General features: G+C 56.7%; 21 protein-coding genes and 3 tRNA genes. 10 read left to right on the top strand and 14 right to left on the bottom strand.

Annotated features, from left to right (window positions below; all coding sequences use genetic code 11):
* From B9Z44_RS10840 to B9Z44_RS10850, 3 genes are all read left to right on the top strand, one after another.
* Positions 1-76, top strand: a tRNA-Ala gene (locus B9Z44_RS10840).
* Positions 77-115: 39 nt separating this feature from the next.
* Positions 116-191: transfer RNA gene (locus B9Z44_RS10845), tRNA-Glu, on the top strand.
* Positions 192-249: 58 nt separating this feature from the next.
* Positions 250-326: transfer RNA gene (locus B9Z44_RS10850), tRNA-Asp, on the top strand.
* A 118-nt stretch (positions 327-444) separates the two neighbouring features.
* On the opposite strand, the gene B9Z44_RS10855 is transcribed toward B9Z44_RS10850, so the two are convergent.
* From B9Z44_RS10855 to B9Z44_RS10885, 7 genes are all read right to left on the bottom strand, one after another.
* Positions 445-921, bottom strand: a complete 477-nt coding sequence (locus B9Z44_RS10855) for a VHL beta domain-containing protein (protein ID WP_158268549.1) — start codon at positions 919-921, stop codon at positions 445-447.
* 94 nt (positions 922-1,015) lie between these two features.
* Positions 1,016-1,522 carry a hypothetical protein gene (locus B9Z44_RS10860; protein WP_108402452.1) on the bottom strand — a complete coding sequence of 169 codons (507 nt, stop codon included), beginning with the start codon at positions 1,520-1,522 and terminating at the stop codon, positions 1,016-1,018.
* A 126-nt stretch (positions 1,523-1,648) separates the two neighbouring features.
* A complete protein-coding gene (locus tag B9Z44_RS10865) occupies positions 1,649-1,894 on the bottom strand; it encodes a hypothetical protein (protein WP_108359179.1) in 246 nt (81 codons plus the stop codon).
* Between the two features lie 193 nt (positions 1,895-2,087).
* Positions 2,088-3,065 carry a Bug family tripartite tricarboxylate transporter substrate binding protein gene (locus B9Z44_RS10870; protein ID WP_108402453.1) on the bottom strand — a complete coding sequence of 326 codons (978 nt, stop codon included), beginning with the start codon at positions 3,063-3,065 and terminating at the stop codon, positions 2,088-2,090.
* A 20-nt stretch (positions 3,066-3,085) separates the two neighbouring features.
* Complete coding sequence (locus tag B9Z44_RS10875; RefSeq protein ID WP_108402454.1) at positions 3,086-3,958, bottom strand: fumarylacetoacetate hydrolase family protein; 873 nt, start codon at positions 3,956-3,958, stop codon at positions 3,086-3,088.
* 93 nt (positions 3,959-4,051) lie between these two features.
* On the bottom strand, positions 4,052-4,954 hold the full coding sequence (locus tag B9Z44_RS10880) for a DMT family transporter (RefSeq protein WP_108359176.1): 903 nt from the start codon (positions 4,952-4,954) through the stop codon (positions 4,052-4,054).
* On the bottom strand, positions 4,951-5,457 hold the full coding sequence (locus B9Z44_RS10885; protein WP_255416731.1) for a methylated-DNA--[protein]-cysteine S-methyltransferase: 507 nt from the start codon (positions 5,455-5,457) through the stop codon (positions 4,951-4,953). The genes B9Z44_RS10880 and B9Z44_RS10885 overlap by 4 nt, the downstream gene beginning before the upstream one ends.
* An 84-nt stretch (positions 5,458-5,541) precedes the next feature.
* On the opposite strand from B9Z44_RS10885, the gene B9Z44_RS10890 reads away from it, so the two are divergent.
* Genes B9Z44_RS10890 through B9Z44_RS10900 form a run of 3 tightly spaced genes read left to right on the top strand, consistent with a single transcriptional unit; the run spans position 5,542 to position 9,259 of the window.
* Positions 5,542-6,942 carry a phosphomannomutase/phosphoglucomutase gene (locus B9Z44_RS10890; RefSeq protein ID WP_108402455.1) on the top strand — a complete coding sequence of 467 codons (1,401 nt, stop codon included), beginning with the start codon at positions 5,542-5,544 and terminating at the stop codon, positions 6,940-6,942.
* A 2-nt stretch (positions 6,943-6,944) separates the two neighbouring features.
* On the top strand, positions 6,945-7,961 hold the full coding sequence (waaC, locus tag B9Z44_RS10895) for a lipopolysaccharide heptosyltransferase I (RefSeq protein ID WP_245912840.1): 1,017 nt from the start codon (positions 6,945-6,947) through the stop codon (positions 7,959-7,961).
* 23 nt (positions 7,962-7,984) lie between these two features.
* Positions 7,985-9,259: a 3-deoxy-D-manno-octulosonic acid transferase gene (locus B9Z44_RS10900; protein WP_108402897.1), complete on the top strand. Its 1,275-nt coding sequence runs from the start codon at positions 7,985-7,987 to the stop codon at positions 9,257-9,259.
* Here the strand turns inward: B9Z44_RS10900 and B9Z44_RS10905 are convergent.
* From B9Z44_RS10905 to B9Z44_RS10930, 6 genes are read right to left on the bottom strand one after another with little or no spacing between them, the layout of a single operon-like run.
* Entirely contained in the window at positions 9,256-10,617 is a 1,362-nt protein-coding gene (locus B9Z44_RS10905; RefSeq protein WP_108402456.1) for a TolC family outer membrane protein, read from the bottom strand. The genes B9Z44_RS10900 and B9Z44_RS10905 overlap by 4 nt on opposite strands.
* A gap of 16 nt (positions 10,618-10,633) precedes the next feature.
* The gene (locus tag B9Z44_RS10910; RefSeq protein WP_108359173.1) at positions 10,634-10,975 is read right to left on the bottom strand and encodes a rhodanese-like domain-containing protein; all 342 of its coding nucleotides are present in this window, start codon (positions 10,973-10,975) and stop codon (positions 10,634-10,636) included.
* Between the two features lie 9 nt (positions 10,976-10,984).
* On the bottom strand, positions 10,985-11,638 hold the full coding sequence (locus B9Z44_RS10915; protein WP_108359172.1) for a protein-L-isoaspartate O-methyltransferase family protein: 654 nt from the start codon (positions 11,636-11,638) through the stop codon (positions 10,985-10,987).
* A gap of 51 nt (positions 11,639-11,689) precedes the next feature.
* Positions 11,690-14,872 carry an efflux RND transporter permease subunit gene (locus B9Z44_RS10920; RefSeq protein WP_108402457.1) on the bottom strand — a complete coding sequence of 1,061 codons (3,183 nt, stop codon included), beginning with the start codon at positions 14,870-14,872 and terminating at the stop codon, positions 11,690-11,692.
* Between the two features lie 15 nt (positions 14,873-14,887).
* Entirely contained in the window at positions 14,888-16,072 is a 1,185-nt protein-coding gene (locus tag B9Z44_RS10925) for an efflux RND transporter periplasmic adaptor subunit (RefSeq protein WP_108402458.1), read from the bottom strand.
* Positions 16,069-16,731: a TetR/AcrR family transcriptional regulator gene (locus B9Z44_RS10930; RefSeq protein ID WP_108402459.1), complete on the bottom strand. Its 663-nt coding sequence runs from the start codon at positions 16,729-16,731 to the stop codon at positions 16,069-16,071. Before B9Z44_RS10930 ends, B9Z44_RS10925 begins: the two co-directional genes overlap by 4 nt.
* Before the next feature lie 137 nt (positions 16,732-16,868).
* Here B9Z44_RS10930 and msrA point away from each other — a divergent pair, with 137 nt between their 5' ends.
* From msrA to B9Z44_RS10945, 3 genes are all read left to right on the top strand, one after another.
* The gene (gene msrA / locus B9Z44_RS10935; protein WP_108359168.1) at positions 16,869-17,426 is read left to right on the top strand and encodes a peptide-methionine (S)-S-oxide reductase MsrA; all 558 of its coding nucleotides are present in this window, start codon (positions 16,869-16,871) and stop codon (positions 17,424-17,426) included.
* Positions 17,419-17,829 (top strand): hypothetical protein, encoded by a 411-nt coding sequence (locus B9Z44_RS10940; RefSeq protein ID WP_108359167.1) that lies wholly within the window; start codon positions 17,419-17,421, stop codon positions 17,827-17,829. Before msrA ends, B9Z44_RS10940 begins: the two co-directional genes overlap by 8 nt.
* Before the next feature lie 66 nt (positions 17,830-17,895).
* Positions 17,896-20,007: a TonB-dependent receptor gene (locus B9Z44_RS10945; RefSeq protein WP_108359166.1), complete on the top strand. Its 2,112-nt coding sequence runs from the start codon at positions 17,896-17,898 to the stop codon at positions 20,005-20,007.
* Here the strand turns inward: B9Z44_RS10945 and pdxH are convergent.
* Positions 20,004-20,642, bottom strand: coding sequence for a pyridoxamine 5'-phosphate oxidase (gene pdxH, locus B9Z44_RS10950; RefSeq protein ID WP_108359347.1), 639 nt, complete (start codon positions 20,640-20,642; stop codon positions 20,004-20,006). The two genes, B9Z44_RS10945 and pdxH, sit on opposite strands and share 4 nt — an antisense overlap.
* Before the next feature lie 112 nt (positions 20,643-20,754).
* Here pdxH and B9Z44_RS10955 point away from each other — a divergent pair, with 112 nt between their 5' ends.
* Entirely contained in the window at positions 20,755-21,219 is a 465-nt protein-coding gene (locus B9Z44_RS10955) for a (2Fe-2S)-binding protein (RefSeq protein ID WP_108359165.1), read from the top strand.
* Positions 21,220-21,227: the final 8 nt, after the last annotated feature.

A 21,227-nucleotide genomic window follows, 5' to 3' on the forward strand; every position in this document is an offset into this window, starting at 1 on the left:
GGGGGTATAGCTCAGCTGGGAGAGCGCTTGCATGGCATGCAAGAGGTCAGCGGTTCGATCCCGCTTACCTCCACCAAAAATGTCGAGAAGGTTCGAAAGAGCCAGTCCAGGTTATGACCCTATCGTCTAGAGGCCTAGGACATCACCCTTTCACGGTGAGTACCGGGGTTCGAATCCCCGTAGGGTCGCCAAGTTTTGTAGCACTTGGCTTTGATTGCTCAGGCAATTAAGCAAAAGTTACAGCTACCAGGAGTGGTAGTTCAGTTGGTTAGAATACCGGCCTGTCACGCCGGGGGTCGCGGGTTCGAGTCCCGTCCACTCCGCCAAATAAAAAGCCTAAGTAGTTCGCTACTTAGGCTTTTTTCTTTTCTGCTTTTAATTCAATTTTTGCGAGTTCGTTTAAATCAAAAAAGGGGACGCTAGGTCCCCTTTTTCATATTTTCATTAACGAATCTCAGCAATGCCTGATGGTTGATTCGAGACATAAATGTTGAGACATTTATCGCGTTGGTCCGTCACGACCCAAGGATGGGTCTGGAAGGTCGGTTGTGTGTATTGGCCGTGTGGCGGAATGGCTTTATAGAAAACTCGTCGACCGCTGTAATCTAACCAATAGGTGCGAACTTCTTGGTTGCTGTTGTTCAAGAACTTCATGCTGGTGTGCACATTGCCCTGTAAGGAGCGCAGGTTGCGTTCGTCATTGCATGTGCTTGAGCCGTTTGATTCACCGTGATGCTCGGTTTTATGGCCTTGTTCATGGCGGTTGCGATGCTCATTTGCATGCTCTTTGCCGCGTTGCTGATGCTTGTCAATTTCTTGGTTGATTTGCTCAAGCGGGTTGGCCGCCTGGGCGACACAAGCTAAAGATAGGACGGAGACGAAACCCAAAATCATCAGGGGCTGCTTAGCCTTGAACTGCATGGTGTGCTTTCTTTCTAAAGTGACTAGAAAGAAAGAAACGCTTGATGATTTGTTTTGGTTTACTTTTTGGTGGAAATTAATACTATTTATTAATTTAAGACAGCAAGCTACGTGGCATCGCAGGTGCTCGGTGTGCCGACAGCGCATTGATGAGCAGGCAACAGACAGCGAGAAATCTCAACACAATTAAGCCAGTCATCCATTGGAGTGGATTTTCACTAAGGTAAACGTAAGCGTTGAAATAATCCATCACCAAAGCGGTCATGGCGATGCCCACATAGAGCAAAGAAACTTTTTCGAAGTACCAGTTTTTCAAATAACTGAAGAGATAGAACGCGCTGATTGCGATCACAAAGCAAGCGCGAAATACGAGATAACGCTCAAAAGCTTGAGGGTCTAGCGCACCAAGTTCAAAGTTTCCAATGGCCAAATGTGAGAAAAATAAGAGCTTGACCACTTGCGAAATGACCACCGCCAACAAAAACAAGTTGCGGTATTTGAACCACACATCGGTGTCATTGTTTGCAGGCACATCTTGACCCATGAGGGCATTGAGCTCCTCATCGGTGATCAACGGCTGGCCTGCGTGGAAGTTGCGCATTGGCATATCTTTCGACTTGATTAAATTTCAAGTTCGAAAAATTTTAAGTCTCACACATTTTCAGTGTGTGATTTTTCGATGAAGTTCTGTAAAGACTATGGTTATTTTTTGATAAGTAAGCGCGGTTTACTGAGCTTGCGTAGCTTCGTGTACCCAGTCTAGGCCTTGCGCGAGGGCGTAGTTGGCGGCGTCATCGTGGGTGGCGAAGTCGTCGATAAAGCTCATCACTCGGGCGGTGCTTGCGCTGCCACGACCACTGGCCACAGAAACGTGTGCTGCAAAGCGGCCGCTGGGCAGTGCGCGTGGGCAGGCGGCAATGCGGTATTTGCCAAGGGTGATGGCATTGTCTTGAATATGAATAGCGGGAATCATGAAAAATCTTAGAAAAATAAAACGACAAAACAGAGCCCTGAAAGGGCTTGTTGAAATACGCGAAGAAGTGGGAATTTACTTAAACGCCCCTCTGCTGAGGGGCTGCACGGCAATGTAGAGGTGCGTGCTAGAAGTCGACTAAAGCGATACGTGAATGTAACAGGTTTAGCACTTTCGTGCTGAACACCAGTATTTAGTCGACTTTGCCAATGCGCTGTACCAGCCCCGCCATGTCTTTGGCATCGGTTTGTACATAGCGTTCGAACTCGGGCATGTCTTGGAACATAAACGAGGTGCCTGCTGCAACCATGGCTTGGTTGGCACGTGCATCCGATGCGGCAAATTTGGCGGCTTGGCGTAACTTGTCAACCACTGCGGTGGGCGTGTTGGCCGGTACAAACAAGCCAGACCATTGTGCGTAAGTGATGGACACGCCCAGCTCTTTCAAACTCGGAACATCTGGCAATGCCGCTAAACGGCCTTCTCCCCAATGTGCCAATGCGCGTAGTTTTCCCGCTTTGATTTGCTGCGCCACACTGGCTGGGCCTGTAGAGAGCGCTTCAATTTGTCCTGAGAGCAAGGCCATGACCGCGGGCCCTGCGCCCGTGTAGGGCACATGCAGCATGTGACTCGAGGTGGCAACCTTGAGCTGCTCCATGGGCACGTGCATGGTGCCGTAGTTGCCGGACGAACCAAATGACACTTTGGCTGGATTGCTTTTCACATACGCCATGAATTCGGCGTAGGTTTTCCATGGGCTGTCCGCGTTGACCACGAGCACCGTAGGGTCTGCGCTGAAGCGGGCAATGGGTTTGAGTTGGTCTAGCTGAAACATGGGCGCACGTTTGAGCACTTTGTCCGCTTCTGGTAGCACCACCAGGGACGACAACGCCATGAGCATCGTGTAGCCATCAGGTTTGGATTTGGCCACTTGTGCCATACCAATGCCTCCGCCCGCACCGCCTTTGTTTTCTACCACCACAGATTGCTTGAGGTAGCGGCCCATGGCCTCTGCCACAGGGCGACCGACCGCATCGGCCACACCGCCCGGTGGAAACGGCACCAGCATGGTGATGGGGCGTGTGGGGTAGTCCTCTTGTGCAAATGCGGTGAGTGCGGAGGTTGCAGCCACCAAGGCCCATGTTTTGAGGAGGGCGATGCGTCGTGTCATAAAAACCCCTTGGTGAAAACTTAAACGAACTTGTTTTCGATGTGGCCAATGCCATCAATCTCGACACGCACCACATCGCCTTTTTGCAAATAGCGAGGTGGCTTCAGCCCCATGCCAACACCCGCGGGCGTTCCAGTGGCGATGATGTCGCCTGGGTACAGCGTGATGCCGCGTGAGATGGTTTCGATCAGCGTGGGAATATCAAAAATCATGTTCTCAGTGGGGCCGTCTTGGCGTTGTTCGCCGTTGACGACACCGCGCACACGGGTGTGTGTGCCATCCATCTCATCTGCAGTCACCAGCCATGGACCCATGGGGCAGAAGGTGTCGAACGATTTACCCATGTCCCATTGCTGGTGGCGCATTTGCACATCGCGGGCGGTCACATCGTTGACGATGGTGTAGCCATAAATGTGTTTCATGGCATCTGCGGCTTTGATGTTTTTGCCACCGTGGCCAATGATGACGGCCAACTCTGATTCGTAATCGATTTGATCGGAGATGGCAGCACCCGGCAATTGCACATCGTCAAACGGGCCGACCACACATTCGGGCACTTTGGTGAAAACGATGGGCCACGCTTGCGTGTTGGTATTGCTGTCTTTGAACACTGAAGTTGACAGCTCTTTGGCGTGTTCATGGTAGTTGCGACCCACGCACCAAATGTTGCGACGAGGTACTGGAATAGGGGCTTCTAAATGCACATCTGCCACGGCGACGGTGTGGCTGCTCAAGGCGGGCAATGTGCCACCAGCCATGACGGCTTCAATTAGGCGCAGTGCGCCGTGGTGGGCCACATCAGGTGTCACATCAAATGCGGTGATGTGCAGGCCATCGGCAGACACTTGGCCGACGTGACGTTGGTTGTGATGGCGGTAAGTGGCAATGCGCACAGAGAGCTCCCAGATGAATGTTGAATCTGGGGCGCATGCTAAGGCGTGAGGCGGCGCTTGAGAAGCGCCACCTGTCATCTGTATGACTAGGGTTTAGCCGGTGTGTCGACGCCCCACCAAGCCCGAGGCCAGTGCAGTGCCCAACACGATCACCAAAGCGCAGCCCATCATCCAGTGCGTGACCACTTCGTCTAAAAACATCACACCAAACAGGTTGGCGAACACCGGAATCAAATACGTGACGGTCATGGCGCGCGCAGGGCCGGTGCGCGTCATCAAGCGGAAATACAGCACGTAGGCCAAGGCCGTGCACAGCAGACCTGCAATCCCCAGCGCCCCCCACGCATGCAGCGACGGCGCTTCGCTGGGCCACGTCAGTAAGGCTGGAATGGTCAGGCCAATGCTTGCACCCCACAGACTGCCTGTGGTGGTGACGAGCGAAGGCACATTCTGCAAATAGCGCTTGGTGAAGCTGCCTGCAATACCGTAGCAAAACGTGGCAACCAAGCACGCCACCACAGCCAGCCCCGAGCCGCCAGATTTGAATGAAATGCCACCCGGCACATCGCTGGCCAGTAACACCACCCCCGTGAAACCCAAAGCCAAACCTGCAGCGCGCGTGGCGTTGAGTGTGTCGCCTAGCCAAACCCACGCGATGAGCGCGCCAAACAGCGGGGTGGTGGCGTTCAAGATGGAGGTCAGGCCCGTGTTGATGTGCATCAACGCATAGGCGTAGCACGCAAAGGGAATGCCCGCATTGAGCAAGCCCGATGACAACGTGGGGCGCCAATGCTGTTGCAGCACGGTGACTTCTCGGCGCCATATCAGTACCGGCGTGAGCATGAGAGCCGCCAGCGTGATGCGCACCCAAGCTGTCGGGAATGCGCCAAAGGCATGCGCACCTTCACGCATGAACAAAAACGAAGAGCCCCATAGCAGTGCCAGCAGCACAAACTCAGGCACCCATTCACGCCAAGGCAGGTGCGTTTCGGTCATGCGTGCGCGGCCTCAAGTGCGAGCAAATATTTTTTGCGGTCTAAGCCGCCCGCAAAACCTGTGAGTGAACCGTTCGTGCCCAACACCCGGTGGCACGGCACGATGATGCTGTGTGGGTTCTGGCCAATCGCGGCGCCCACAGCGCGAACTGCTTTTGGATTCGCAATGTCGCGGGCAATGTCGCCATAAGTGCTGGTGTGGCCGTAGGGGATGCGTTGCAAGGCCTGCCACACGGCACGTTGAAATGGTGTGCCCCAAGCGGGGTGAAGCTGAATTTCAAAGGTTTGACGTTGGCCTTGAAAGTACTCGCTCAGTTGCAGTGCTGCAGCCAGCAAAGTAGCGTGCGTGTCATCAGTGACCCATCGGCTGCAGTCAGGCAGATGCTCTTGTTGGTGCACAAACCACACACCTGCCAAGCCCTGTTCAGTCGCTGCCAGCATCACATCACCCAAAGGTGAGTTGACATGGCTTTGATAAATGGGGCTTGCGGGCTTGGAGGACACGTTGAAATCGGCGGTGAGGCTAGGTTTTACCGATCATAGTGGGCCAGTCAAAGGAGGCGCTTGGCTCTCTACAATCTCATCACTATGCAAGTTAACGCCTCCATCTTCAAAGCCTACGACATCCGCGGTGTCGTTCCCTCCACCCTCAATGTCGACGTGGCCGAAGCCTTGGGCCGTGCCTTTGGCACACACGCCGCAGCCTCTGGCGAAAGCACGGTGGCAGTGGGGCGCGATGGTCGTTTGAGTGGCCCTTCTTTGGTGGAAGCACTGATTCGCGGCTTGGTGGCTGCGGGTGTGCAGGTGATTGATGTGGGCGCGGTGACGACACCGATGCTGTACTTCGCGGCCAGCACGCTGTGCAAGAGCGGCATTCAAGTCACGGGCAGCCACAACCCTAAGGACTACAACGGTTTCAAGATGGTCCTCGGTGGCCGTGCCATTTATGGCGACGAAATTCAAGGCCTGCGCCACATCATGGAAGCCGAAAGTTGGACGCTCAAAGCGGGCGGCAGCGTCAAGCAGCTTGATGTGACCGATGACTATGTGGCCCGCATCGTGGGCGATGTGCGCTTGAGCCGTCCTATGAAAGTGGTGGTTGATTGCGGCAACGGCATTGCAGGTGCCACCGCTCCCGGCATCTTCCGCGCCTTGGGCTGCGAGGTGATTGAGCTGTTCAGCGAGGTGGACGGCAACTTCCCTAACCATCACCCAGACCCCAGCAAACCAGAGAATTTGAAAGACGTCATTGCTGCGTTGAAGACCACAGGCGCTGAACTGGGCTTGGCGTTTGACGGCGATGGCGACCGCTTAGGCATCGTCACCAAAGACGGTGAAACCATTTACCCTGACCGCCAAATGACCTTGTTTGCACAAGACGTGTTGTCACGCGTGCCTGGTGGCGTGATTGTGTTTGACGTGAAGTGCTCGCAGCGTTTGGCGCCCGCCATTCGCGAAGCGGGCGGCCAAGCGTTGATGTTCAAAACAGGCCACTCCCTCATCAAAGCCAAGATGAAAGAAGTCGATTCACCTTTGGGTGGCGAGATGAGCGGCCACATCTTCTTCAAAGAGCGTTGGTTTGGTTTTGACGACGGCACTTATGCCGGTTGCCGCTTGCTCGAAATTGTCAGCCGCAGCCCCGATGCCAACGCCGTGCTGAATGCCTTGCCCACCAGCTTCTCCACGCCTGAATTGAACGTGGGTTGCGCCGAAGGCGAGCCACACCGTTTGAGCGCAGAGTTGCAGCAGTTGGTGTCGTCGGGCGAACTGCCTTCGCCCGAGTTCAAACCCGATGCGTGTGTGATTGACGGCCTGCGCATCGACTGGGCCGATGGCTTTGGTTTGATTCGCGCGTCTAACACCACGCCCGTTTTGGTGTTGCGCTTTGAAGGCCAAACCCAAGCCGCGCTAGACCGCATTGAACACGACATGCTGGCGTTGTTGCGTCGCGTCAAGCCCGATGCGAAATTTCAAGAGGCCGCGCATTGAGCGTGCCAGTGTTGCGCGATCGACAAGCACCCTTGAAGGTGCTCATCGTCAAGCTTTCGTCACTGGGCGATGTGGTGCATGCCATGCCCGCGGTGATGGACATTCAAGCCGCGTTTCCCAATGCCCAAATTGATTGGGTGGTGGAACGTGGCTTTGCACCCTTGGCTGCGCGTTGCGCGGCGGTGCACCGTGTGATTCCGTGCGACCTACGCCGCTGGCGCAAAGGGTTTTTCAAAGCCGATACCCGTGCGCAAACGCGTGCCGAGTGGCATGCCTTCAAAGCCGATTTGCAGCAAGAGGCGTATGACGTCATCCTCGATTTGCAAGGTCTGACCAAGTCGGCTTGGGTCGCTTGGCTGGCGCGCAAAGCCAAAGGCGGCAAACGCTATGCCTTGGCCAATCGCACCGATGGTTCGGGCTACGAACGCCCCACACGTTGGGTGGCCGATGTGGCGGTGCCCATCACGCCGCACATCCACGCCGTTGCGCGTGGCCGCGTGTTGTGCGCCAAAGCTTTGGGCTATGACGTGCCCGCACATTTGAACTATGGCTTGGGCCTTGCGGCAGCGCAGCGCAAGCCCGTGGTGGCTTTGGTGCATGGCACCTCGCGTGCCGACAAAGAATGGCCCTTGTCTCATTGGTTTGAAATTGGCACGCGTTTGAAACAACAAGGCTTCGATGTGGCCTTGCCTCATGGCAGTGAGGCTGAACGCTTGCGTAGCGTCGCCATGGCCGAGATGCTGCCTGGTGCTGTGGTCTGGCCTCGCTTGTCGCTGGACCAGCTCACCACCGAGATGGCGCAATGCACGGGCGTGATTGGGGTGGACAGCGGTTTGAGCCACATCGCTGTGGCGCTGGATTTGCCCCATGTTCAGATTTACAACTTCGACACCGCATGGCGCACCGGCCCCGAAGGTTTGACGCGTCAACGCAGTGTGGTCGATTGCCCCACGCCCAGCGTCGATGCCGTGTGGCATGCGTGGCAAGCCTGCTTGAACGCCGAGGGCTCAGCACCGTGATGCTGCAAATTTACAGCGCGGCTATGTGGGCTTTGCAGCCTTTGTTGCGCCGCAAGCTGCAACGCCGTGGGCGTGAAGAGGCGGGCTATTTGCAGGCCATCGAAGAACGCTTTGGCTACTACACGCAAGCCCCCACTGATGGTGGCTACGTGTGGGTGCATGCCGTGTCTTTGGGCGAAACACGCGCAGCCGCTGTATTACTGCAAGCCTTGCGCGCCGCGCAGCCCGGCATTCGCATCTTGCTCACCCATGGCACCGCCACGGGGCGTGCGCAAGGCGTGAGCCTGCTACAAGAAGGCGATGTGCAAGTGTGGCAGCCCTGGGACACGCCTGCCGCCGTGCAACGTTTTTTGACGCACTTCAAACCGTGTGTGGGCATCATCTTAGAAACCGAGCTGTGGCCCAACTGGGTGGCGGAATGCAACAAGGCCCATGTGCCGCTGGTACTGGTGAATGCACGCATGAGCGAGAAAAGCATGCACCAAGCGCAGCGCCTAGCGTGGCTGTCGCGTCCCGCTTACCAAGGCTTGTCAGCCGTGCTGGCACAAACGCAAGCCGATGCCGAGCGCTTGCAAAACTTGGGCGCCAAGGTCGACGCGGTGCTGGGCAACTTGAAATTCGATGCCAAGCCTGATGCCTTGCAACTTGCGCAAGCTTTGGTTTGGAAAGAAAAATTCAAACGTCCTGTGCTGCTGTTCACCAGTTCGCGGGAAGGCGAAGAAGTCATGTGGCTTGACACGCTGCAAGCCCTGAAAGATGCCCCGCTGGACCACCAAGACCACATCCATGCCGTGCACTGGCTGGTCGTGCCACGTCACCCACAACGTTTTGATGAAGTGGCCGCTTTGATTGCCGAGCGAGGCTGGAAAGTGTCTCGCCGCAGCCAATGGACGGATGGCCCCAACCTGGATGCCCAAGACGATGCTGACGCCATTTGGCTGGGCGACTCGCTGGGCGAAATGGCTTTGTATTACGGCCTATCAGACGCTGCTTTGTTGGGCGGTAGTTTTGCACCCTTGGGCGGCCAAAACTTGATTGAGGCCACTGCTTGCGGTTGCCCTGTGGTGATGGGCCCGCACACCTTCAACTTTGCCGAAGCTGCGCAGTTGGCCGAAGAGGCAGGAGCCGCTTTGCGCGTCGAAGACATGGCGCAAGCCGTGACCACGGCTTTGCAAATGGTCAGATTTGGTCCTGATGAGAATGCACACGTGCAAGCGTGCATGGTGTTTTCACAAGCCCACCGTGGCGCGGCGCAACGCACCGCGCAGGCATTGCTGCCGTACTTGACAACGAATTAAGGCGTGAGCAAATCGTTGATGGGCTGCAAGTCTGCAGGTGTCAACGTACCCGCCGCTTGGCGCAATTTCAGATTGGTCACCAACACGTCGTAACGCGCTTTGGCTAAATCACGCTTGGTTTGGTAGAGCTGGCTTTGCGAGTTCAGCACGTCGATGTTGATGTTCACGCCCACCGAGTAACCCAGCTTGTTGGCATCCAAGGCGCTTTGGCTGGAGGCTTCAGCGGCTTCGTAGGCTTTGACTTGGCTAAGACCTGCGACCAAGCCAAAGTAGGCTGTGCGTGTGGCCTGTGCTGTAGCACGACGTGCATTTTCGTAGTCGGAGCGGGCTTTGTCTTCTAACGCTACGGTTTCTTTCACTCGGTACATCGTGCTGAAGCCGGCGAAGAGTGGCACGTTTAAAACGACGGCAGCAGATGGTGCGAACACATGTGTGCTGGTTCCAGATACCGAGTTGCCGCCATCATTTCGTACGCCAGCGTAAGACACCTGCGCATCAATCGTTGGTTTATGGCCCGCGTTGGCTTTGTTGACCTCAAGTGATGCAATTTCTAACCCGAGTTGAGCTTGACGCACGGCAGGGCTGGTGGTTTCCGACTGTGTCACCCATGTCATCACATCGTCAGTAGGGGGCGCAATGAGTTTGGTGTTCGTTGCTAAGCGCTTGGGTTGAGCATTGTTCAAACCCACGGCCAAATTGAGGGCAAGGCGTTTGATACGTAAATCGTTTTCAGCTGCAATTTCTTGAGCATTGGCCAAGTCAAAACGCGCTTGTGCATCACGCACACCCGTGATGGTGGCTGTGCCGACTTCGAAGTTACGTTTGGCAGAGGCCAACTGCTCATCCACAGCCTTCTTTTGGGCTTGTAACAACTGAAAGTTGTCTTCGCTGGTGAGTACATCAAAGTAGGCTTGTGACACGCGAACCAATAAGTCTTGTTCAGCCGCCTCATACTGAGCTGCTGCTTGTTGCAACAAATGCCCGCCTTGACGGTACGCCGCCCAAGCCGCAGGGCGGTAAATGGGTTGACTCAGAGTGACCGCACCAGAGCCTGTGCCATAAAGGCGAGGATTGACAAAAGGGTTGGGTTGTTGTGCCGGGTTGTCATAGCGGACGTCAGCGTAAGTTCGCGTCGCACTCGCCGACAACGCAATGTTCGGCAAGATGCCGCCCAGCGTTTGATTGGCTTTGGCCAAGTTCGCTTCAAACTGGGCTTTGGCTGAAATGAAACCAGCGTCGTAACCGCGCGCTGCGTCGTACATCTCCACCAAGCTTTGGGCCTGTGCGCCAGATGCAAAAGCCAATGCCAGCGCAGCAGTCAAGGGCAGGGTACGAAACAGTGAGCGAGAGAGCGACATGCAGTTCTTTCAAAAATCAATACGTGGGTACAGATGCGTCTACTTGCGACGACCAAGCGTGAATGCCGCCCGTGATGTTGGCCACATGGCTAAAGCCTTGTTGTGCCAAAAACGCCGCCACTTGCATGCTGCGCGCACCATGGTGGCACAAGCAGGCAATGGGTTGGTCGCGGTTCAGGTCTTGCAAACGGGCGGGGATGGTGTGCATCACCATTGCGACCAGCTCAAACCCTTGTGGTTGGACGCTGGCGGTTTGCACTTCCCAAGGTTCGCGGACATCCAGCACCACGGTGGTGCCGTTGGGGGCTTGCGATGCAATCCAGTCTTGCAACTGGGCGGGTTGGACTTGGTCAATCATGCCGCGCTTTTAGAACTTGAAGCGAGTGGGCTCTGTAAAGCCTTGTAAACGTGGCGCAGTGTGGTCCCACAAAGCTTTGCTGCTCCACGCGGCGTCAGCGGTGCGTGTGTACAAGGTGGCAACCATCATCGGTTCTTGTCCCACGATGGCCAACAGGTGACCACCGACTTTGAGTTGTTGCAACAGGGCTTGCGGCACTTCGGCCACCGAGCCGCCGAGCACGATGGCGTCAAATGGGGCATCGCCCGAAGCGCCGGTGCTGCCGTCGGCCACGCGCACATCCACATTGGTGATGCCAGCGCGTTGCAGGTTGTTGCGGGCGTTGCTGGCCAATTCGGGGTTGATTTCCAAGCTCACCACGCGTTGGGCGCGGCCAGCCAAGAGGGCAGCCAAGTAGCCGCTGCCAGTGCCGATTTCCAAAACTTTCTCAGTGCCTGTGAGTTGCAGGTCGTGCATCAAGCGTGCATCGACGCGTGGAGGCACCATGGTTTCGCCATGGCCCAAAGGGATTTCGGTGTCGGCGTAGGCCAAGGCTTGATAGGCCTGTGGCACAAACAATTCGCGTGGCACGTTAGACAACACGGTCAGCACTTGGGGGTCGAGTACCTGCCAAGGGCGGATTTGTTGTTCGACCATGTTGAAGCGGGCTTGTTGGGTATTCATCTCAAAACTCCGGAATTGTTCAGTTGCGTTCAGTTATAGCTAGGCAAAATTTTAACGGGCGGGGCTGTCAGAGCCTGACGACCATTTGCGTTTCATCCATTGGGCTAAATCGTCCAAATAGCAGTACACCACGGGGACGACTACCAAAGTAAGCAGAGACGAGGTAATCACCCCGCCAATCACGGCTTGACCCATCGGGGCGCGTTGTTCTGAGCCCTCAGACATGGCAAAAGCCAGCGGCACCATGCCAAAAATCATGGCCAAGGTGGTCATCAAAATAGGGCGCAAACGCACTTCGGCGGCCAGCAACAGGGCGTCATGGCGGCTCAGGCCCGGTTTGATCGTGCCATCGGCGAGTTCTTGGGGTTCTCGGGCGCGGATGGCGAAATCGACCAACAAGATCGCATTTTTGGTGACCAAACCCATCAGCATGATGACACCAATGACGGAGAACATCGACAAGCTAGAGCCAAACAACAGCAAAGCCAGCACCACACCAATCAGGGTGAGGGGCAGGGCGGTCATCAGGGCCATGGGCTGCAAAAAGCTCTTGAACTGGCTTGCCAAAATCATGTAGATGAACACCACGGCCAACAAGAGTGCCGAGATGGCGTAGCCAAACGATTCGGCCATGTTTTTGGTCGAGCCGCCAAATTGGTAGCGGTAGCCGGGTGGCATTTGAATGCCGTCCATCACCTTGCGAATGTCGGCAGACACTTCGCCTGCAGAGCGGTTGTACACGTTGGCGTTGATGGCCACTTCGCGCATCAGGTCGCGGCGGTTGATTTGGTTGGGGCCTGTGCCCTCAATAACTTGGGCCACTTGGTTCAAGCGGGCTACGCGTGGGCTGCCGTCGGCGTTGGTGCCAATGGTGAAAGGCAAGCGCTCTAGGTCTTGCATGGCGTTGCGTGCGTTGGGGGCCAAGCGCACATTGACGTCGTAGGTTTGGTCATCGGCGGCGCGCCAGTTGGTGACCGTGTTGCCAGCGATCAAAATGCGCAGCTGGTTGCCGATGGCGCCAAGCGACAAGCCGAGGTCGTTGGCGGCTTCGCGCTGCACATTGACTTCGATGGTGGGTTTGTTGGGTTTGACGCTGGAGTCCAAATCGACCAAGCCTGGAATGGTGCGCAGCTTGTCCATGGCTTGCGTGGTCAGTCGTTCCAGCTCACGCAAGTCGCTGCCTTGCAGCGAAAACTCCACTTGTTTGTTGCCGCCCACCGTGTCCAGCAAACCCGCGTGCGTGACGGTGATGCCCGGCACTTGGCGCAGGCGCTCGCGCAGAGTGGCCGACATTTGGTCCACATTGCGTTTGCGGTCTTTGCGATCGACCAAGCGGATGTAAATGCTGGCGTAAATTTTTCCGTTCGCAGCACCCGTGTTGATGGTCGACAAGGTGTAGCGCACCTCGGGGAACTCGCGGATGATGGCTTCAACCTGTTGGGCTTTGGCTTCAGTCACTTCAAGTGATGAACCCACGGGGGTGTAGAAGTTGACCGTGGTTTCAGAAAAATCTGCCTTGGGCACAAACTCGGTGCCCAGCAGCGGCACCATGAAGATGCTCAACACAAAGGTGCCGATGGCCAAGCCCACCGTGGCGCGTTTGTGCGCCAAGGCCCATTTCAAGATGCGTTGGTACAAGGCCACTAACTTGTCGGTGGTGGTCTCAAACCAAGTGGTGATGGGGCCGATGGTGCGGTCGTAAAACGCATTCGAGTGGCCGTGTTCGCCGTGCGCATGGATGGTGGGGTCGTGCCAGATGGACGACAGCATGGGGTCCAGCGTGAAGCTGACAAACATCGAAATCATCACCGCCGCCACGATGGTGATGCCGAACTCATGGAAGAACTTGCCGATGATGCCGCCCATGAAGCCAATGGGCAAAAAAACCGCCACGATCGACAGCGTGGTGGCCAGCACGGCCAAGCCAATTTCTTGCGTGCCATCCATCGCCGCTTGGTAAGGCGCTTTGCCCATTTGCACATGGCGCACGATGTTTTCGCGCACCACGATGGCGTCGTCAATCAACAAACCCACACACAGAGACAAAGCCATGAGCGTGATCATGTTGATGGTGAAGCCAAACATGTACATGAACAAAAACGTGCCGATGATGGCAATGGGCAGTGTGAGTCCGGTGATGACGGTGGAGCGCCACGAGTTCAAAAACAAGAACACGATGAGCACGGTCAGCAGCGCGCCTTCAATCAAGGTTTGGCGCACGTTGGCCACGCCCACGCGAATGGGGCGCGAACCGTCTTGCACTTGCTCCAGGCGCACGCCTGCGGGCAACTGGGCTTTCATTTCGGCCACGGTTTTGTTGAGACCGTCAATCACGTCGATGGTGTTTTCGTCTTGTGCTTTTTGCACCGTCATCAGCAAGGTGCGCTGGCCGTTGTACAGCGCCAAGCTCTCCACTTCTTGGGCGCCGTCATTCACGGAGGCCACTTGGTTGAGTCGAATCGGCGTGGTGTTTTTGCGCGCCACGATGATTTGGCCAAAGTCTTCGGGGCGCAACATGCGGCCTTGAATTTGAATCACGCGGTCTTGCTGCAATGAGCGCAAGCTGCCCACGGGCAAGTCTTGGGTTTCGGTTTTGACGGCGTTGACCACTTGGTCGGCGCTGATACCCAGCGACTCCATGGCTTGCGGGTTGAGGTACAAATTGATTTCGCGTTTGGTGCCGCCCACCAACGACACCGAGCCCACGCCGCGCACGTTCTCAAGACGTTTCTTCAGAACTTGATCAGCCCAGTTGGTCATCTCTACGGCTGAGAGCGATTTGCCACCTTGTGGTGTTTCAGGCACCACGGCCAGTGACCAAATGGCACGGCTCGATGGATCAAAGCGCAAGACCTTGGGCTCTTTCACGTCATCGCGCAGTGTGGGGCGCAGGGCGGCCACTTTTTCGCGCACGTCGTCAGCGCCTTTGCGGCCATCAATGTGCAGCTGAAACTCGATGACCACCACCGACATGCCTTCGTAGCTGCGTGAGGTCAGGGCGCTGATGCCGGCAATCGAGTTGACGCCTTCTTCAATCTTCTTGCTGACTTCGCTCTCCACAATCTCAGGCGAGGCGCCTGGGTATTCGGTGGTGATCACCACCACCGGAAAGTCGATGTTGGGGAACTGGTCAATCTTCAGGCGCTGGTACGAGAACAAGCCCAGCACCACAAAGGCGAGCATCACCATGGTCGCGAAGACCGGATTTTTTAAACTGACTTTGGTGAACCACATGCTGGGTGTGTCGCCTTAATTCGCAGCGCTGGCCGCAGAAGCCGCAGCATTGGCGGCTTTGGCGGTGTACTTCACCACCATGCCCTCACGCAAAGCACCCACTTGACCTTTGAGCAGGGTGCTGCCCTCGGTCAAGCCCGTCACGCCCACCATGGTTTCAGATTCGGGCTGCGCCAAGTCCATACCGCGCACGCCAAGGGTGACAGTTTTGTGAACCACTTGCAGTTGGTCGCCCAATGGCTCCACCACTTGCACATAAGGTTGCGCGCGGTCGGTGCGTACGGCAGACAAAGGAACAGCCAACACTTGACTCTTGCCCATGCCCAAAATGCCTTTGGCAAACAAGCCGTGGCGCAAACCTTCGGCTTTGTCGAGTGCCAAATAAATCAGCACGCTGCGGCTGCCGGTTTGGGCGCTGGGGCTGATGCGTTTGACCTTGGCGCCTACGGTTTCTTTGCGGTCTTCGACTTGCAGCGAGGCCAACTGACCCACGCGCACGTCCATCGATTCGTTGGGGCTCAAGGGCACTTCCACTTCGAGTTGGCTTAGGTCGACCAACTCCATGATCTTGGCGTCAATGGCGACACGTTCGCCCACTTGGGCGGCACGGCCTGAGACGATGCCTGCAAAAGGCGCTCGCAAGGTGGCGTCGTCCAAAGCTTTGCGAGCCACGTCGGCACCCGCGATGGCGGCTTTGTGGCTTGCCACGGCACCTTGGTAGGACGCGTCTGAGTTGTCCATGGCCATTTTGGAGATGAAGCCGCGGTCAACCAAGGATTTGTTGATGCCCCATTGACGCTGCGCGATCTCCATTTGCGATTTGGCGGCGCTGGCAGTTTCTGCGGCTTGTTGCCAACGGCGTTGGTATTCGGTGGGGTCAATGCGAGCCAACACGTCGCCCGCTTTGACAGCATCGCCTTCACGCGCCACAACTTCTTTCAGTTCACCCGCCACGCGGGCTTTGATGACGGCATAGTTCACGGCCTTGACCGTGCCAGACACCGCTAAGCCCTGGGTGATGTCACGCAGCTCGGCTTTCATCACATCGCTACTGGCCAATTCAACTTGTGTTTGCACGGCCACAGGCGCAGAAGCTGCGGCCTGTTGTGCACTCTTGTCGCTCATGGCACGCCACACGCCAGCCACCAGGGCCAAAACGATGATGCCGATCACGATCCAACGGGGTTTGATGTTTTTCATTGGGTCTTCTTTGCGCTCATGCCATTGAGCAATAGATCCACGTGCATGTGGATGAATTCTTTGGGGTCGATGATGTTGGCTGATGCTGCGCAAGCACCCATGGAGTGTTTCCACATCATCAAAAAGATCATGGGCGCGATGATGCTGAACACACTTTTGCTCGTGTCCATGTGCTGAAACTCGCCGCGCTCTACGCCACGTTGCAAGATGCTTTGCAGCAAACCCGTGCCTGGCTCGACCACTTCTTTTTGATAGAACGCTGCAATTTCAGGAAAGTTTTGCGCCTCGCTGATGACCAGTTTGACAATGCCGCTCGCAGGCGTGTTGCCCACATTGAGCCACCACAAGTCCATGGCGTAGTGCAGCATTTCTGCGCTGCTGCCTCCAAACGTTTTGAATTCTTCGTTCCAAGCCGGAAACAAGTTGGCGATGTTGTCGCGAATCACCGCTTTGAACAGGTCTTCTTTGCTTTCGAAATACAAAAACAAAGTGCCCTTGGACACACCTGCGCGTGCCGCCACTTCGTCGACACGCGTGGCCGCAAAGCCTTTTTCCACAAACAAGTCCAGCGCAGCCTTGACCAGCTCACCCGGGCGCGCTTCTTTGCGACGCTCTCTTTTGGGCGAGGTTTCTGCGGAGGAGGGGGCAATGAAGGGCACGATGTGTTGTTAATGACTGATTGGTTATTAATGTACCAGCTCAATCCTTTTGGTGCACTTCAACAATCAAAAGGCCAAGCTACTCGCGCAGGCGCTGACTTTTCGCGCGGTGGTTCGCAATCATAGAATCAAGCCCTATGACAACCCCGCTGACGCCATCCACTCAAACCAAGGTCATCACCTTGGGTGGTGGCTGTTTTTGGTGCACAGAAGCGGTGTTTGTGCGCGTCCATGGCGTGCTGGACGTTGAGTCCGGTTATTGCAATGGCCGCACAAACAATCCCACCTACGCACAAGTGTGCGAGGGCGACACTGGCCACAACGAGGTGGTGCGCTTGGTGTACGACCCAAAAGCCATCAGCTTGCGTGAGCTGTTGGAAGTTTTCTTTGTCATCCACGACCCCACCACGTTGAACCGCCAAGGCAATGACGCAGGCACGCAATACCGCAGCGGTATTTACCTGAGTGACGAGGCGGACCGAACGGTTGCGCAGCAGGTGTTGGACGAAGTCAATGCTGCTTTGTCTGGTCGCGTGGTGACTGAGCTGCAACCTTTGCGCAATTACTGGGCGGCCGAGGCTTATCACCAAGATTATTTCGAACACAACCCACACCAAGGGTATTGCGCCTTTGTGGTGGCCCCCAAGGTGCAGAAGTTTGTGCAAACCTTTGCCGACAAGGTGAAGCATGGCTGAAATGCTGCGCTGGACGCCCATTGCTTTGAGCCTGCGCACGTTGCGTTGGGCTTTGCTGGCGCTGCTCACCACGCTGGTGTTGGTGCAAACCGTGGGCATGTTGCACCGCGTGGCACATGCCACGGGCAGCGCACATAGCCTGCTGTCCATGGCGGTGGAGGTGCCGCACGAGGCCGCATCCCCCACGGACAAAACCAACGTGTTGACCCGTTTGTGGGGTGAGCACAGCAGCTGGGTCGATTGCCAACTGTTTGACCAAGCCTGCCCCGATGTGTTGCATCACGTGGTGCTGGACGCCGTGACCGTGGCCACACCGCAGGTGTGGTGCGTCGTCGCCTTGCAAGAACGCTTCGCGCTGTTCGAGCGCTTTTATGCGGCCCGCGGCCCGCCTGCTTTGCTTTGAACTGACCCCTTCTCGCGTCTTGTGCTGAATGCCAAGACGCTGTCATTTCTTTGTGAGCAGGTTTTTATGCCCCATTTCTTCACGCGCAGCGCTGCAGCCGCTGCAGTTTTTACTCTGTTCGGTCACCACGTTTCCCAGGCCCATGCGCAAGCATCTACGCAGCTTGACGACGTCACCATCACCTCGCGAGCCTTAGGCAATGCCGCGCTTCTAGTGCCCGCACAACAGCTCTCGGGCGCGGCACTCACACAGCGCCAAGGCAGTACCTTGGGCGAAACACTCGACAACTTGCCCGGCATTGCCAACAGCTCGTTTGGACCCAATGTGGGCCGCCCGGTGATTCGCGGCATGGAGGGCGACCGTGTGCGCATCCTGCAAAACAGCGGGGCCAACCTAGATGTGTCGGGTTTGAGTTCAGACCACGCCGTGCCGATTGACCCGCTCACCACCGAGCGCATTGAAGTGCTGCGCGGCCCTGCAGCCTTGTTATACAGCGGCGGTGCGATGGGCGGTGTGGTGAATGTGATTGACAACCGCATTGCACGTGAACGCGCGTTTGATGCGCCAGGCGGTGTGATGGGCAAAGCCGAGGTGCGTGCGGGCGGTGCAGCGAACGAACGCAGCACCGGCGCGATGGTGGAAGCCGGCAACGACCAACTGGCCTTGCATGTGGATGCGTTTGACCGTAGCACCCAACACCTGCGTGTGCCCAAGGACATGAGCTGCATCAGTGGCATGGCGACCACACCCAATGGCCGCCGCGTGTGTAACTCGGCCAGTGACAGCCAAGGCGGTGCGGTGGGCGGCACCTTGCTGTTTGACCGTGGTTACCTCGGCCTGTCGGCCAGCGAGTACCGCAGCACGTATGGCACGGTGGCTGAGCCCACGGTGAGCATTGGCATGTTGCGCCGCCATCAGGTGATGGAAGGCCTGCTACGCGACGTGGGTGCATTTGAAAACCTGAAGTTTCAGCTGGGCCACACCAACTACACACACACCGAATACGAAGGCGCAGCGGCTGGTACGCGCTTTGACAACCAAGGGCGGGACTTTCGCTTAGAAGGCCGCCAACAGGCGTTGCGCTTGACCAATGGCATGCAACTGGACGGCACGATTGGCCTTCAGCGTGAAAGCAATGACTTGCAGGCCGAAGGTGCCGAGAAGTTTGTAGGCCCAAGTCGCACGCAAAGTGCCGCGTTGTTTACCTACCAAGCGCTCAAAACCAGTTGGGGTCAGTTCAGTGCCGGTGCGCGCACCGAAGCGGTCAGCGTGGCGCTGCGTGAAGATTTCGGTGGCAACGTGGCGCAAACCCAAAAGTTCAACCCCTTCAGCGTGGGCTTGGGTGTGATGCGCAATTTGCGCGGAGGTGAATCGCAAAACGGTTGGCAAATCAGCAGCCACTTCAGCGCCAACCAGCGTGCGCCCAAGGATTACGAGCTGTTTGCCCACGGCCCTCATGTGGCCACGGCTGCGTATGAGGTGGGTAATGCCAGCATCGGTTTAGAAAAAGCCACCCAATTCGATGTGGGCGGCGAGTGGCAACAAGGCGGGCATAAATTTGGTGTGACCGCTTTCAGCTCGCACTTTGCCAACTACATTTCGCAGCAGCCCACAGGTGCATATCGCTTGGCCGATGGCAGTCCAGGCACGACGGCAGACTTACCCGTCTACAACTTTGAAGGCGTGCGTGCTCGCTTCTACGGCATCGAGTCCACCGCCAAAGTACGCATGGCGGGGGGGCAAGACGCTGTGCTAACACGCAACGCTGCGCACGGAAACATGGATCTTGAGCTGCGTGCCGATGTGGTGCACGCCCAAGACTTGACGCACAACAGCCCCTTGCCACGCATCGCGCCCATGCGCCTAGGCGCAGATGCGGTGTGGTCGCGCAATGCATGGGGCGCTCGTTTGGGCTTCATGCACGCCGCCGCACAAAACAGAGTGCCAGACAACGGCGCGAGCCCTGGCGTCACCACGGCAGCCAACACCCTATGGAACGCGGCGTTGAACTTTCACACGCACAGCGGCCCCACACATTGGCTGCTGTTTGCGAAGTTAGACAACATCACCAACAAGTTGGCTTATTCGTCTACATCAGTGCTCACGCAAACCATGGGCAGCAATGCGCCGCCCTTGGCAGGGCGTAGTTTGAAGGTTGGTGCGCAAGTGAGCTTCTAAGGCGCCAGTCGCTCTCGGACCCAAGCTGCTTCACCATCAAGGCGGTAGCGCAAGCGGTCATGCAAACGGCTCTTGCGGCCTTGCCAAAACTCCCACTGCTCGGGTACCAAACGGTAACCGCCCCAGTGCGGCGGGCGTGGTGGTTGCAACAAAAACTGCGCGCCGTATTTGGCCGCATTGGCCACCAGCGTGCCGCGTCCCTCAATCACTTGGCTTTGTGGGCTGGCCCATGCGCCTATGCGTGAGTCGAGGGGACGGCTGTTGAAATACTCGTCACTTTCCGCGTCGCTCACTTTTTCTACGCGTCCCTCGATGCGCACCACGCGCTCGAGTTCGACCCAATGGAATTGCAATGCCGCAAACGGGTTGCCCGCCAATTGCTGCCCCTTGCGGCTGTTGTAGTTGGTGAACCACACAATGCCGCGCGCGTCATAACCCTTGATAAGCACCACGCGCGTGCTGGGACGTAAGTCGCTGCTGACGGTGGCCACGGTCATGGCATTGGGCTCGGGCACTTCTGAATCAATCGCTTCTTTGAGCCATTGGTCGAACTGCTGCATGGGGTTGGCCGCAGAGGCCGACTCGTTGAGTTCGGCGCGTTCGTAACTTTTGCGAAGGTTGGAAATATGACTCATGGTGGTTTTGTGTGTCGTCTGTGACAAATAAAGGGAAAACCCGAGAAGCGGGTTCACACATCGTAAATACTTTTCATTGATACTCGACTGTACTTTTATTGAGGAGACGTTGATGAGTGTCGATTTCCAAATCAACGGCAAAGCCGCCAAGGCCAACGCCGAGACAGATACACCCTTGTTGTGGGTGATTCGCGATGAGCTGGGCCTGACGGGTACCAAGTTTGGTTGTGGTGCAGCCTTGTGCGGCGCTTGTACCGTGCATGTGGATGGCCAGCCTGTACGCTCTTGCCAAACCCCACTCTCCAGCGTCTCTGGTAAAAAAGTCGCCACCGTTGAGAGCCTCTCCAAAGACAACAGCCACCCACTGCAAGTGGCGTGGATCAAGCACGACGTGCCTCAGTGCGGTTACTGCCAATCGGGCCAGCTGATGAGTGCGGCTGCGTTGCTTGCCAAAAACAAGAACCCCAGTGACGCCGAAATTGACCAAGCCATGAGCGCCAATCTCTGCCGCTGTGGCACCTACACCCGTGTGCGTGCCGCCATCAAAGATGCCGCCGCCATGATGCGCAAAGCCTGAACCGCCGG

Origin of the sequence: Limnohabitans curvus (assembly GCF_003063475.1) — a bacterium.
GTDB lineage: Bacteria > Pseudomonadota > Gammaproteobacteria > Burkholderiales > Burkholderiaceae_C > Limnohabitans > Limnohabitans curvus.

Coding starts and splice junctions, on each gene's coding strand:
- B9Z44_RS10945 (WP_108359166.1), top strand. CDS start 17,896: ATGCCCCATTTCTTCACGCGCAGCGCTGCAGCCGCTGCAGTTTTTACT.
- B9Z44_RS10900 (WP_108402897.1), top strand. CDS start 7,985: ATGTGGGCTTTGCAGCCTTTGTTGCGCCGCAAGCTGCAACGCCGTGGG.
- pdxH (WP_108359347.1), bottom strand. CDS start 20,642: ATGAGTCATATTTCCAACCTTCGCAAAAGTTACGAACGCGCCGAACTC.
- B9Z44_RS10880 (WP_108359176.1), bottom strand. CDS start 4,954: ATGACCGAAACGCACCTGCCTTGGCGTGAATGGGTGCCTGAGTTTGTG.
- B9Z44_RS10905 (WP_108402456.1), bottom strand. CDS start 10,617: ATGTCGCTCTCTCGCTCACTGTTTCGTACCCTGCCCTTGACTGCTGCG.
- B9Z44_RS10910 (WP_108359173.1), bottom strand. CDS start 10,975: ATGATTGACCAAGTCCAACCCGCCCAGTTGCAAGACTGGATTGCATCG.
- B9Z44_RS10870 (WP_108402453.1), bottom strand. CDS start 3,065: ATGACACGACGCATCGCCCTCCTCAAAACATGGGCCTTGGTGGCTGCA.
- B9Z44_RS10865 (WP_108359179.1), bottom strand. CDS start 1,894: ATGATTCCCGCTATTCATATTCAAGACAATGCCATCACCCTTGGCAAA.
- B9Z44_RS10860 (WP_108402452.1), bottom strand. CDS start 1,522: ATGCGCAACTTCCACGCAGGCCAGCCGTTGATCACCGATGAGGAGCTC.
- B9Z44_RS10890 (WP_108402455.1), top strand. CDS start 5,542: ATGCAAGTTAACGCCTCCATCTTCAAAGCCTACGACATCCGCGGTGTC.
- msrA (WP_108359168.1), top strand. CDS start 16,869: ATGACAACCCCGCTGACGCCATCCACTCAAACCAAGGTCATCACCTTG.
- B9Z44_RS10955 (WP_108359165.1), top strand. CDS start 20,755: ATGAGTGTCGATTTCCAAATCAACGGCAAAGCCGCCAAGGCCAACGCC.
- B9Z44_RS10915 (WP_108359172.1), bottom strand. CDS start 11,638: ATGAATACCCAACAAGCCCGCTTCAACATGGTCGAACAACAAATCCGC.
- B9Z44_RS10855 (WP_158268549.1), bottom strand. CDS start 921: ATGCAGTTCAAGGCTAAGCAGCCCCTGATGATTTTGGGTTTCGTCTCC.
- B9Z44_RS10940 (WP_108359167.1), top strand. CDS start 17,419: ATGGCTGAAATGCTGCGCTGGACGCCCATTGCTTTGAGCCTGCGCACG.
- B9Z44_RS10920 (WP_108402457.1), bottom strand. CDS start 14,872: ATGTGGTTCACCAAAGTCAGTTTAAAAAATCCGGTCTTCGCGACCATG.
- B9Z44_RS10925 (WP_108402458.1), bottom strand. CDS start 16,072: ATGAAAAACATCAAACCCCGTTGGATCGTGATCGGCATCATCGTTTTG.